The sequence below is a fragment of the Tsuneonella suprasediminis genome (assembly GCF_003605755.1).
In the GTDB taxonomy this organism is placed as follows: Bacteria; Pseudomonadota; Alphaproteobacteria; order Sphingomonadales; family Sphingomonadaceae; genus Tsuneonella; species Tsuneonella suprasediminis.
Map to the genome: position 1 here is coordinate 42,737 of NZ_RAHJ01000017.1, position 12,782 is coordinate 55,518.

General features: G+C 58.2%; 11 protein-coding genes. 5 read left to right on the top strand and 6 right to left on the bottom strand.

The features are described 5' to 3' along the window. Window positions 1-2: 2 nt before the first annotated feature. The 5 genes from D6858_RS05715 to D6858_RS15960 form a co-directional block, all read right to left on the bottom strand. Entirely contained in the window at window positions 3-3,083 is a 3,081-nt protein-coding gene (locus D6858_RS05715) for a phosphorylase family protein (RefSeq protein WP_165859643.1), read from the bottom strand. Between the two features lie 118 nt (window positions 3,084-3,201). Continuing rightward, on the bottom strand, window positions 3,202-6,240 hold the full coding sequence (locus tag D6858_RS05720) for a type I restriction endonuclease subunit R (RefSeq protein WP_120108147.1): 3,039 nt from the start codon (window positions 6,238-6,240) through the stop codon (window positions 3,202-3,204). Further along, the gene (locus tag D6858_RS05725; protein ID WP_120108149.1) at window positions 6,237-6,875 is read right to left on the bottom strand and encodes a restriction endonuclease subunit S; all 639 of its coding nucleotides are present in this window, start codon (window positions 6,873-6,875) and stop codon (window positions 6,237-6,239) included. Before D6858_RS05725 ends, D6858_RS05720 begins: the two co-directional genes overlap by 4 nt. Then, window positions 6,872-8,446 (bottom strand): type I restriction-modification system subunit M, encoded by a 1,575-nt coding sequence (locus D6858_RS05730; RefSeq protein WP_120108151.1) that lies wholly within the window; start codon window positions 8,444-8,446, stop codon window positions 6,872-6,874. Before D6858_RS05730 ends, D6858_RS05725 begins: the two co-directional genes overlap by 4 nt. Before the next feature lie 41 nt (window positions 8,447-8,487). After that, window positions 8,488-8,805: a DUF6471 domain-containing protein gene (locus D6858_RS15960; protein WP_205664889.1), complete on the bottom strand. Its 318-nt coding sequence runs from the start codon at window positions 8,803-8,805 to the stop codon at window positions 8,488-8,490. A 213-nt stretch (window positions 8,806-9,018) separates the two neighbouring features. Between D6858_RS15960 and D6858_RS16320 the strand changes: the two genes are divergently transcribed. Beyond that, complete coding sequence (locus tag D6858_RS16320; protein WP_420823820.1) at window positions 9,019-9,306, top strand: transposase; 288 nt, start codon at window positions 9,019-9,021, stop codon at window positions 9,304-9,306. A gap of 207 nt (window positions 9,307-9,513) precedes the next feature. On the opposite strand, the gene D6858_RS05745 is transcribed toward D6858_RS16320, so the two are convergent. Beyond that, window positions 9,514-9,789: an ArsR/SmtB family transcription factor gene (locus D6858_RS05745; RefSeq protein WP_120108155.1), complete on the bottom strand. Its 276-nt coding sequence runs from the start codon at window positions 9,787-9,789 to the stop codon at window positions 9,514-9,516. Window positions 9,790-9,928: 139 nt separating this feature from the next. Between D6858_RS05745 and D6858_RS15775 the strand changes: the two genes are divergently transcribed. The 4 genes from D6858_RS15775 (at window position 9,929) to D6858_RS05760 (ending at window position 12,781) form a co-directional block, all read left to right on the top strand. Then, a complete protein-coding gene (locus tag D6858_RS15775) occupies window positions 9,929-10,303 on the top strand; it encodes a hypothetical protein (protein ID WP_165859645.1) in 375 nt (124 codons plus the stop codon). Next, the gene (locus D6858_RS05750; protein ID WP_165859646.1) at window positions 10,248-11,177 is read left to right on the top strand and encodes a 3'-5' exonuclease; all 930 of its coding nucleotides are present in this window, start codon (window positions 10,248-10,250) and stop codon (window positions 11,175-11,177) included. The genes D6858_RS15775 and D6858_RS05750 overlap by 56 nt, the downstream gene beginning before the upstream one ends. A 36-nt stretch (window positions 11,178-11,213) precedes the next feature. Further along, entirely contained in the window at window positions 11,214-11,948 is a 735-nt protein-coding gene (locus tag D6858_RS05755) for a hypothetical protein (protein ID WP_120108159.1), read from the top strand. 119 nt (window positions 11,949-12,067) lie between these two features. Continuing rightward, entirely contained in the window at window positions 12,068-12,781 is a 714-nt protein-coding gene (locus D6858_RS05760) for a hypothetical protein (protein WP_133305247.1), read from the top strand. The last annotated feature ends 1 nt before the right edge of the window (window position 12,782 follow it).

Here is a 12,782-nt window from a genome sequence, read left to right on the forward strand (position 1 = left end):
CCCTAGCCGTCTTTCTCGATAAGACGCTTAAGCCGAGCCTTATCCAGGTCGATCTCGAGCGGTTTCAGCATATCGTCTGCTGCGTCCAGCAGCGCTAACTTGTCCTCTTTCTTCCCGTGCGCCCAATACATTCTCGTCATGTAATGACTCACCATGGTCATACGCAGGAATGTGGCGCGCGGGATGGTTTTGATTGCTTCCCGAAGAGGTTTGCGCCCCTTTGCCGGATCAATGTCTATCAACCAGCTCCCCTTGATCAGATCCTCCATCGGACCTTCGACGACCGACGCCTCGACGCTAGTGGAAAGCACCCTGTGCCTGGCCTGTTCGCAAAGGAAGGTCATCGTGCGCCGTATGGGGTCCGCCATTGCCGAGTATTCGAAGAGGTCGATCAGGCCCGCTACGAACTTGCGCTTCTCTTCGATATCCTCGGGCCCCGGCATATCGGCTAGCGCCTCGTCGGTCGTGATCGCCTCCTTCAGGCCCTTGAAGTCGATTTCCGACTGAACCCGGTTCCATTCGTCCGTGAATGCCGCACTTCCTTTGATGAGCAGGGAGCTGAGGCGACGTTTCTCGTTCGCTTCCAGATGCTCGGCACCGGCACCGAGCAGCACCGTTGCGATGGTCCATGCCATTCCCATTCGATCGAGTGGAGCAATGCGCTCTGCCCAGGCTTCGTCTGCGCCTTCGTCCCTGTTTTCACGCTGTCGCCCGGCTTCCTCACGGACGCGATCTTGAAGGTCGAGCAGGGTCTGCTTTTCCTCAAGGTTGCTCGCGCCCTTCTTGACTGCATCGACTGCGTTCTGGAGCCGTCTTTTCAACCGGTTGGTCGCACCTCGATCACGAACTTGCACAGGTGAAATTTCCTCACCGAATAGGATATGGTCCTTCCCGTTCTTTTCCCTGAGTTCCTCGATTGAAGCTTCGAGCGCGTTGCAGACTCGCGTGAAAATCGAAGGAGCTGCTCCGATTTCGGCATAGAGATCGAAAGTGACGAAGTCGAAGTCTTCGCCGATCGCGAAGTAGCGCTCAGCGTCGTCCGGCCGGGCCGCCAGTTCTACGGCCAAGAGGTATGCTTCGATGAAGGGTAGCGAGATATGCACCTTACCGGACTCGAAGTGTAGGATGCCTTGATCTTCGAACCCGCGGATGAAGGACAACGGATTGATGTCGAAGTCGTGACGATCGGCGAATTCTTGAGTGAAAGCGATGAGCGCCGCCTGGTCGAAGTTCCGCTTCTCAAGGCGCATTTCGTAGGCAAGGCTTCTGAGGAAGCGAGCCCGTGTCGTCCGGCCGAGGTTAACGTCTGACCTGTCGCCTGCGACAATGAAGGTGAGGAATCCATCAACCGCGAGCTGTATCAGTTCAGCTCGCCGATTAGCTTGCAGAAGTGCGGACAGAGTCTCACGCGGGATCCCAGCGAAGTAGGTCGGGTGCGCATCAAGCCTGAACTGATTGAATGTGTCCCTCAGTCGCTTTGCTATGACCTCGGAATCTCCGCCGCTCATACCGAAGTTCTTCTGGATGAAGTTCGCGATCTCGAGGAAGGATATGCTGCAGCTGTCGTAGTGGACTGCGGCAGATCTCGACGCGAAAGTGGACTCACCGACAAGTGCGTCGTCTCCCCGAGTGATGAACACGCATTTTGCATCGGGATACTTATCGATTTCGTCGAGTATCGCCTCGACGCGATGTTTATAGGCAAAGGGCATGTTCTCGACGATGAAAACGATGCGAGCGCCGTCGTGTTCGCGAAGTTTCTCTAAGTCGTGCTCAACGATGCTCGTGAACACGCTCTGCTTCCCCCTGATGGCCTCGCCGTCGATAATGATCGGCACTGCCTGGCGGTCGTCGAACACGGCAGTCAGCAGATCGCTGGCCACTACCCATGGAAGACTCTGATCGGGGTAGGTCCTGGGAAGGCTGAGGACGATCCGATCCTTACGCTTTAGCGCCAACCGGACATCAACCGGGTCGTCTTGAACATCTGTGCCGTCACCCTCAGGTGTTCGACGCACTCTGGGCAATGGAAGTCGGTAACCCTTTTCCTGGAGTTTGTATTCGGGGGAGAGCTTCCGCAGAGCCTCGTCGATCTCTTGCCTGATTTCGCCTAGCGTCGTGACGAGTAAACCGGGATCGGCGGCTTCAGGCTCAAGCGGTAAGGTCGTCTGTCCGTTGTTCCGTCTGCCAAGCACAGCGTTCCGGAAGTAGTGGTTTTCGGCGATGTGGAAGTGCAGAAGGCCTGCGGCATTCGCTGCTGCCAGCGCTCGGACTGCGCCCTTGCTGGCCTGCTCCAGCTTCTTCTTGTCTTTATCGGCGTAGTCGGAAATACCCCTGATGCTCATAGCTGGGGTATTTCCGTGGTATTTGGCCTGCGCGAAAACCCCACCGGATTCCGTTTCGACAGCCAGGACTGCCCGGTCTACCTTCCTCAGCTTCTCGTTGTAGACCTTGCTTTTGCTAACCATGCCACAGACGATGACGCCCGATAACGTGATTGGCGCGCCGATCCTTTCGTTCTGCCCACCGGGGGCCGGCACTTCGCCTGGGACCAAATTTTCCGCGGCCACTTTTCGTTCTTCCAGCCAAGTCAGGTAGGCTGGCCGAACGTCGGACTGAGTGCGGGCGAAATTGAAGGCCTGAGTGAACTTGTCGGGTGTCTCGTAATGGTATGGAGAGAATTCCGTATCCGCATCATCGGCGTCGTTCTCTTCCGAACCGGATCCGAGGTCGCTGATCTTGTTATTGTCGAGAACGTCCGCGACCCTTCCACTGTAGCAGACCGAAGCAAGGTGCATATCGTCGCTTAGGCTGCCCGCGATACCGAGACAGATCATCAGGCCGACATCGTATTGAGTGAGCAGGAAATTCGTTGCGTTCGTGGCGTGGGTTTTTCCCATTCCCTGCTGCTGCACCACCACCATCGATATATCGGGACTGCCGCTGTTTACGACATGGCATAGGACCGTGTCCGTGCTGCGATTCTCTACACTTGGGAAGCGCTGCATCACTTGGATGAGCTCTTCCTCAAGTGGGACCACCAACGCGATATCGAAATACTGCTTCTTGTTCTCTTCGGTCATTACCATCGGTTAGCCGGTCCTGGATTATCGAGCAATTGTTCTCTTTACGTTCTTTGATACAGCATCGTCGGGCGGTGCTTCACGAGGCGCCGTATTCGTCCGCCTGTCTCAGCCCCATTTATACGAGCCCCTGATAGCGATCGAAGAATGCTGTCAGCTTTTCGATCACGCCCTGCTTTCGGATTGAATGCCCACCCCCTTTCACGAAACGCGATACCGGCGGCATGATCTTCGTGACTCCGATTCCGGTGACGGGCAGCACGCCGTCGCGGAAGGCATTCTCGACGAATTCCCTGGTCTCGTCGCCTTTCAGGCCTTCTTCGGTGATCAGCTGGGCGAGTTCTTCGTCCTTCCGGGCAGCCAAGAAGGCCCGCCATTGAACATCGACATCCGAACCGGCGGACACCGAGTCCACGAACCGTTCGATTAGGTCCTTCTTGTTGCGCAAGGAGGGGCTGGAATCGATGGCCCGGTCGATCGTGGCGAGGATTTCCTTGTCCTCGGTTCCACCCCTCGCATTGATATATTTTTCGACCAGCATCAGGATGTAGTCGACGTTGATCTCGACCTGCTTGACCAGTTCGATCTCGAATACGACATCGTCGTTGATCGCTTCCTTGTCGGCTTCGGAGGCGCTGCGGAATTCCGCATAGAGGTCGAGGTAGATGCTGAGATAGTCCTGATATTCGCGAGGGGTCAGGATTTCCTTGCCGGCGAAATCATCGAACGCCACGAGGATGTTCCGTAGCCGCAGGATTGACCCAAACAACCTGATGAAGGCCTTCTGTGCTTTCTCTCCGATGATCCGATGGCCGATCGGGAATTCGTCCTGCAGCCTCGCCACCGCAGCCTCGTATTCTGCGTAGTATTCGGCGAACGGCCTGAGCAGGACGATGCCCTTGGCGTCCTTGTTGCCGAATAGGGCGAGCGCATCATTGGTTTCCTGCTCCAGATCGCGGAAGGAGACGATGTTGCCGTATGTCTTGACCGAGTTGAGGATACGGTTGGTGCGCGAATAGGCCTGAATCAGTCCGTGAGCGCGCAGGCTCTTGTCGACCCAGAGCGTGTTCAAGGTGGTCGCGTCGAAGCCCGTGAGGAACATGTTGACCACGATGGCGATGTCGACCTGGCGGCTCTTCAGGCGCAGCGACAGGTCCTTGTAGTAGTTTTGGAACTTGTCGGCGGACGTGTCGAAGCTGGTGTTGAACAAGGCGTTGTAGTCCTTGATCGCATCCTCGAGAAAATCGCGAGAACTCTTGTCGAGGTCGCTGGTCTCGAATTCCTCTTCGCCGAGCAGGCCGTCCTCGTCGTCCTCGTTGGCAGCGTAGCTGTAGATCAGGCCGATCTTTAGACGCTGCGCGGAAGGCAAGGATGATTGCTGTCGCTTGAACTCTGCATAATAGCGCTTGGCGGCATCGATGGACGCCGTAGCGAGAATGGAATTGAAGCCCGCCATGCGCTTGCCATCGTGGCGGTAGGAGACGCTGCGCCTGGTCTTCTGGTCGAAGTGTTCGCGGATGTATTCCACCACGCCGGCGATCCGCTCCGGCGCCAGCAGAGCCCTCTCGGTGTCGATCGCGGACACCTTCTTGTCCTTGATCGCGCTGCTGGTCTTGATGGTGTTGATATAGTCGATCCTGAACGGCAGCACGTTCTTGTCGTTGATGGCATCGACGATCGTATAGGTGTGCAGCTGATCTCCGAAGGCCTGCGCGGTGGTGCGCCTAAGGGGATTTCCGCCGCTGCCCGAGTTATCCGCGAAGATCGGCGTGCCGGTGAAGCCGAACAGGTGATAATGCTTGAAGGTCTTCGTGATCTCGGCGTGCATATCGCCGAACTGGCTACGGTGGCATTCGTCGAAGATGACGACGACGTGGGCATCGTAGATGGGGTGCTTGCGGTTGGTCGCGACAAAGCGGGAAAGCTTCTGGATGGTCGTGACGATGATCTTCGCGTCCGGATCGGCCAACTGCTTCTGGAGCACCGATGTCGACGTGTTCGAATTGGCTGCCCCCTTCTCGAACCGCTCGTATTCGCGCATCGTCTGGTAATCGAGGTCCTTGCGGTCGACGACGAACAGCACCTTGTCGATTCCGGGTAGATCGCGTGCAAGCTGAGCGGTCTTGAAGCTGGTGAGCGTTTTCCCGCTGCCTGTGGTGTGCCAGACGTAGCCGCCGGCTGAGATGGTCCCGAGCTGATCGTAGTTGGTGGAGGTCTCGATCCGAAGCAGGATCTGCTCGGCCGCCACGATCTGGTAGGGCCGCATGACCAGCAGTTTCCGGTCGACGTCGAACACGCAGTAGCGCGTGAGGATGTTGAGCAGCGTGTGCTTGGCGAAGAAGGTCTTGGTGAAGCCTGCGAGGCTGGTGATCGGCCGGTTCTTCGCGTCGGCCCACCAGCTGGTGAAGGCGTAGCTGTTCGACGTCTTCTGGCGCGAACGCTTGGCACGTTGTTCGGCGAGGTGCCCTTCGCGAACGGTGTTGCTGTAGTATTTTGTCAGCGTTCCGTTGCTGATGACGAACAGCTGAACATACTGGAAAAGACCGGATCCCGCCCAGAAGCTGTCCCGCTGATAGCGATTGATCTGGTTGAAGGCCTCGCGAAGGTCCACACCGCGGCGCTTGAGCTCGATATGCACCATCGGCAGACCGTTGACGAGGATCGTGACATCGTATCGATTGCTTCGAGGCCTGGCGGCGTCGGCGTTGGCGATCTCGTATTGGTTGATCACCTGCAGGCTGTTGTTGTGGATGTTGGTCTTGTCGAGCAGGTAGACGTTCTTGCTCGTCCCATCGTCCCGCTTGAGGACCTGGACGTGGTCTTCTTGGATCCGCGCGGTCTTTTCGATGATCCCGTCGTTGGCGCTGGAAATGCAGGTCTCGAAGAAGCGCTTCCACTCAGCGTCCGAGAACTTGATCTTGTTCAGCTTCTCCAGCTGGGCCCGAAGGTTGGCTACAAGCGCCTCTTCCGACGTCAGCGGGAGATACTCGTAGGCTTGCGCCTGAAGCTGCTCGATCAACGTCTTCTCGAGCGCATCTTCCGACTGATAGGCGGTATCGCGCACCCCGCTCTTCTCGGGGACGAATTCAGCCACCACCGTGCTCTCGGCGGATTGCGCAATGGGCCGAAATTGAACGGGATGCTGCTCTTCGGTCATGCCACCTCGAATGCCAGCAAGCGCTCGCGATAGAAACGATATTGCTGGCGACGTGCATCAAGCTCTGCCTGGAGTTCGATTTCCAGTTCTGCCTCCAGCCTGGCAAAGCGGTCTAGCACAGCGACGATCTCCACCTGAACCTCGCGCGGAGGCACTGGGATGCTTATCTTCGCCAAGGAGTCACCTGAAATACGCCGAACCTTTGCTCCCGTGACGTGCACCATCTTCTGATCGTGAAACTGCTCGGTCTGGAAGAAATAGGACACGTATTTCGGGTCGAGCGTGTGCCGGTAGATGTGCGCATCACCGCTCACGGCAACGTCTGTCTCGCCGATCCAGGCGACGGCTTTCGCTACAGCTTTGTCATCCTCGCTGGTAGTCGCAATGACGAGGTCGCCGGGCTTCGCCTTCCGGAGCTTACCTGCCAGAGCATCGCTGACGAACGACTTCGTCTCCGACGCCCAGGTTCCATAATGAGTATGGACCTGTCCGTAATGGATCGCAGGAGCGCCTTCCTCCACGAGATCGCTCTTCAGGAGACCGTTGCCGCGAATGAACTCGCCAACCTCTCCCATCGGCTTGAGATCGACTCCCTTCGGGCAATGCGTCTCTATCAGTCGACCTAACTGGCTCATGCCGCGGCTCCTTCCAGATCTGCCACTATTGCATCGATCTGCGACCGCAGATCCGATTGGCGACCGACGATATTCGCGACTTCACCATTCAGCTGATCGATATCTACGACTTCGCGGGTGTCTTCCTGCTCGACCCATGCCGATACCGACATGTTGTAGCCATGGTCAGCGATGGCCGTATTCTCGACGAGTTTGGCGAAGTGGTCCTCGTCCTTACGCGCGACGAAAGCATCGTGGATCTTATCTTGGAATTCCCGCAGGAGCCGGTTCTTGTTGCCCTGCCGGGTGAATTCCGCGCTGGCGTCGATGAACAGCGTCGAGTTGTCCGTCTTGGACTTCTTCAGAACGATGATGCACGTGGTAATCGGCGTTCCGAAGAAAAGGTCCGGCGGCAACTGGATGATCGCATCGATGTAGTTGTTGTCGACGAGATACTTACGTATCTTCTTCTCGGCCCCGCCGCGATAGAGCACGCCAGGAAATTCAACGATCGCCGCCGTGCCATTCACGGCCAGCCAGTGCAGGATGTGCATGACGAATGCGAGGTCGGCCTTGCCTTTGGGAGCAAGCACGCCTGCCGGGGCGAACCGCGGGTCATTGATGAGCAGAGGATTGGCATCGCCCTCCCATTTCACCGAATAGGGCGGATTGGAGACGATCGCCTCGAATGGCTCGTCATCCCAGTGTGCGGGGTCGATCAGGGTGTCGCCCAGTGCGATGTCGAACTTCTCGTAGTTCACGTCGTGCAGGAACATGTTGATCCGGCACAGATTGAAGGTCGTCAGATTCACCTCCTGCCCGAAGAACCCCTGCCTCACCTTGTCCTGGCCCAACACCTTGTTGAAGCTGAGCAACAATGAGCCCGAACCACAGGCAGGGTCGTAGACCTTGTTGACTTCTTTCTTACCCGCCACGGCGATACGCGCGAGAAGCTCGGACACCTCTTGCGGCGTGTAGAACTCCCCGCCGGACTTGCCGGCGCCCGAGGCATACATCTGCATCAGGTATTCGTAGGCGTCGCCGAACAGATCGATGCTGTTATCGGCGAAGGCAGCGTTCGCAAGCGGGAGATCGCCGATCGCGTTCAGCAGCTTGACCAGCTTCTCGTTCCGCTTCGCGACGGTCGCACCCAGCTTGCTGCTGTTCACGTCGAGATCGTCGAACAGCCCCTTGATGTCGTTCTCGCTCTCGGCGCCGTTGGCAGAACCCTCGATGGCGGCGAATACGGACGAGAGGGTTTCGTTTAGGTTCTCGTCCTGGCGAGCGACTGCCCTGACGTTCTGGAAAAGCTGTGAGGGCAGGATGTAGAAACCCTTCTCGCGCACGGTCTCTTCTCGGCCGAATTCGGCGTCCTCGTCGCTGAGCGCGGCGTAGTCGAACTCGGGGTTGCCGGCGAGCCGCTCCTGTTCGTTGAGGTAGCGCGTCAGGTTCTCTGAGATGAACCGGTAGAAGAGCATGCCGAGGACATATGACTTGAAGTCCCACCCATCGATGCTTCCGCGCAGTTCGTTCGCGATGCGCCAGATCGTGCGGTGAAGTTCTGCGCGCTCGGCGGCTCCTGCGTTCGGCATTCGGTTTCCTTGATTATTCTCGCGTGGTGCTTGGGCCATGGTCAGGACTCCGACCCGGTGCGGCCTCGGGCCAGCTTCTGTGCGCCGCCCTTCTTGGCGGCCTCCTCGACGGCGTGCGGGATCTGCAGGATTTCGACGCCCAGGGCCTGCATGCATTGCATGAAGAAGACGGCTGTGAAGCGACCGCGGCTCACCTTGTTGCGGAGGTTGAGTTCGTTGTCCTCGATCCCGTATTCGCCGAGCCGATCGGCGAGGCCGGCATAGGATACCCCTCGGCGCATCATCTCGGCGCGCAGTATGTTCTTGACCATCTCTTCCCAGGCTTTCTCTTCGATGGGCATCGCGTCGATCCTTTCCATGCAAGCTGCCTTGTAGGATTGGATGAGCACGAATGCCAAGTGACGTCATCATTTTCCATTTTCCAGAACATCGAATCTGATGACATTTAGACTCGACAGCGGAGTGGCAACACCATATATGATGATGCGAACATCCTCATACGGTGATATTTCGCTCAACAGTTCCTCCTCTCGGCACGCTACCGCGACCTTCCGGTCAGGAAGATCGCATGCCTGAGTGACGAGGAAGCCTATGAAATCTTTCTGCAGGCCCGGTGGAAGGACGGGGTGCCCAAGTGCCCTGAATGCGATTCAGAGGCATGGACGCTAGGCGACCATTCCCGACCCGGAGACAAGCGTTGGTTCCGGTGCAAGAGCAATCCGGTCAGGAAAGAGTTCTCTGTCACGAGCAGAACCCTGTTCCCCACCCCGGAAGAAGGATTTGGTGACGATCCTGATGACCATGCTTCGTGTCAGCGAATCAATCGGATACTATCGCGTTTTTCAGACTTTCGCGTGTAGAACCGGAACAGCTTCTTAAGGTCGAATTCGCGCCCGGTGGCCTTAAAGAGGAACAGCGCGTCAGAGAGGGATTTTCGGTAACAGCACAGCGCAACATGTTTACGGCCTGTCTTTCTGAGATCGCCAAACAAGCCTGACGATCGCTTAGGCACCTTACATGTCAGAAGATGCACTCGCCATCACGGCTCTGTGACGGTCCGCGGGATACTATTTGGCGGCTTCGGACAGAAAGGTCGCTAGCCTCTGCACCGCTACTCGCTCGGCCCTGTAGGTGACTGAGCGCCCATCCTTTGTCGAAGAGACCAGCCCCGCATTCCGCAACACCGACAGGTGCACCGACGCGTTGTTGGGCATCGTGTCGGTCTGCTCGGCAACTTCGCTAGACGTAATGCCGTCCGCCGCTCGCGCTATGGCCAGGAATATCTCCAATCGGGTTGGCTGTGCCAGAGCACTGAGTTTCGCGACGGCATCCATCTTTTCCATTCTCCTGCTGATAGCGTCAGCGATCCCTACCGACAAGTTAATTCAATACTTCATTATCTATTGAAGTATCTTCTGTTCATGCTATGTGCTTTGTCATGAGGCGCTGGTAGGTCCGGCGCGGAACGTGGGGAGCGGTGCCATGAGCGATACCGCGGAATACGAATTCGACCCTTATTTTGAGCAAGCCCCGATGGACTGGGCGCTCGATCCGCTCGAGGATGACAGCGGCGGCATGATGGCGGTTCGCCGTGTCGCGCTCGTTCGGATCGCATGCGTGGCTGCGGAGACCGGCGCTCGGTTGCAGCGGGATGGCTTGGCCAAGGATCCGGTTAACTGGATGGTCACGCCGCTCGAACTCTTCGGCGGGCTTCCGCCGATCGAGGCCTGCATGGAGAAGGACGCCTGTTCGAAAGCGATCCTGTTGCACGGCCTGGGCCTCGGGTTCGATGCCGACCCGGATGCGATGGATCGATTGTTTTTTGAAGCGTCGCAGTCGCATGCCGCAGGAACCTGAAATGGAAGGACTGTCTGGCCCTGACATCCGGCAGCTGCGCCGCGTCGATCTCCATGTGGGCGAGACGGGTTTCGGAGATCCCGACGATCCACAGCGCGTAGCGGCCGTCCTCGACGTTGAGACGACCGGTCTCGATCCCGCGAACGACAAGGTCATCGAACTGGCGGTGCGACGCTTCAGGTATGATCCCGGCGGGCACATCACCGAGATTGGCCGGGCGTGGTGCTGGCGCGAGGACCCCGGCGTTCCGTTGCCCGAGGACATCACGCGGATCACGGGCATTACGGACCAGGACCTCATCGGACGGCGGATAGACGATCGGGTCGCGACCGATATCATATCGTCCGCCGATGTCGTCATCGCCCACAACGCCGCGTTCGATCGTCCCATGGTGGAAAAGCGCCTCACCGACCTGCCGACCAAGCAGTGGGCTTGCTCATGCGTGGAGATCGACTGGGTGGCGGCTGGTTTCGAAGGCAGGTCGCTCGGCTGGCTCTGTGCTCAGGCCGGGTGGTTCTACGATGCGCACCGAGCTCAGGGGGATGTCGACGCGCTCATCCAGCTCCTGCGCCATGAGCGGACCGATGGTCGCCCGCTTCTCTACGAGCTCGATGGCAGCTCTTCATGCGATAGTTTCGTTATAGAAGCGGTCGGCTCGGCCTTCTCGACCAAGGATGCTTTGCGGATGCGCGGCTACCGCTGGGATCCGAAGGCGCAGGTCTGGTGGCGTGAGGTCATGGATTTCCGCCTTCTCGAGGAACAGGCTTGGCTGGCCAGCGAGGTTTACTCGAGCGGGAAGGGCGCCCGAGCCCACGGCCCCAGGCTGACGCGGCGAGACGCATACAGCCGCTATCGTCTCGATAGTCCGGATTGATCGATGGCCAGAAAATCCAGCTCAGGAGGACCGAACATGGCAAGGAAGCCGACCCAGCGAAAGGTTGCCGGCAAGCAGGTCACGAAAGCGACGATGCCGGATGGCCTGATGAACGCAGCACCGGTTGCCTACCCGGTCGCGGACACCAGCATCACCGCACTGCAGGTGTATCACAACCCCGATCGCCGCCCCTCCGGTGACGGCCCTTGGAGCAACGAGGCCGACAAGGTGGCATGGGTAGACGAGGCGACGGGTCTTGGCTGCATCATGCTACGCCAGAAGAACGGGACGATTTCGGGATATGTGGGGGTGGGCCCGGAGCATCCGCTGTTCGGCTTCGAAGCGGACGCAGTGCCGGTCAGCGTCTCGAACACAGTCCACGGTGGCGTGACCTACTGCAAGTCCTGCGAGGTCAATCGGTTCGAACGGCGAGCCCACGGTAAGCCGCGTCAGGAACGCTACACCGTGTGCCATACGACATGGGTCAGGACGGTGCAGGATTATCGCACGGTGCAGACAACCGAGGACGAGTTTCACGAAGATCTCTGGTGGCTGGGTTTCGATACCGACCATCCGGGAGACCTCGTTCCGAACAATCGATACGGCGAAGGGCGTAAGGGTGACGTCTATCGCGATCAGTCGTTCGTCTACGCGAACTGCATCGAACTGGCGCGCAAGTTAAAATCGCTGACCGAGAAGAGTTCGAACAGGGATATCCCGACATGCGAGCCGCTAGGCCTTCCGGCCCCCACCGAACGCTCGGGTGAGTAATGGTCAGTTCGTTCTATCCATTCGGTGCCGGTAAAGAGCGCTATGGGGATGATCGGCATCCCGACCTCCCTTGGGGATATTGGATGGTCTCGAACGGGGCCGTCCCGGGAGAACCGCCTTTGATTGACGAGGATGGCCGCGAATGGGGATCGGTCCGTGAGGCTTTCTGGATCAATCGTCTTGGTCTGCCTGCCATCCATTCCCGATGGATGAACGGCATTATGGAATTTATGGCGAGCTACCTCGCTATCGCCGACGGTCGGTTCGTGGCCGCGGAGGAGCGCGTCAGAGACATCTTTCTGAGTGATGGACACCTCGACCAGTTCTTCAGAGCTTATCTGCTGGCTGCGGGTCTAGTGAACGACACGGACGGAAGGCCCACGCCCGAAGGGCGCGCCGCATTGCTGATGCTGATTGCGACGAGGACGCGTGAAGATGCGTCGGAAGACGTCGGGCTTGATTGGATCGTTGCCAATCGGACGGTTGCAGGTCATTCCGAACGGCTGGCTGCTGCCGAGCAAATCGAAAGACGGGAACGCGTAGCTGCGCGTATGGCGCATCGCTTCGTGACCGACACGATTGGCCACGAGCCGGCCGTGAAACTGATCGGATTGCGCATCACTCAGGCCATCCCTGTTCGCAGCACGCTCTGGACGATGACCTGGCCCGATAATGATCGCTTCGCGCGCGACTGTTTCTACCTTTGGTTGCTCGAGCGCATCGATCGCTGGGATGACTGGAGCGAAATGGTCACGCGATATAGCGCTCGTGCGCTTACCGAACACTTCCTTAAATTGGCCTTTTGTGATCGGTTTGGAGAACAGACGGGCTGAC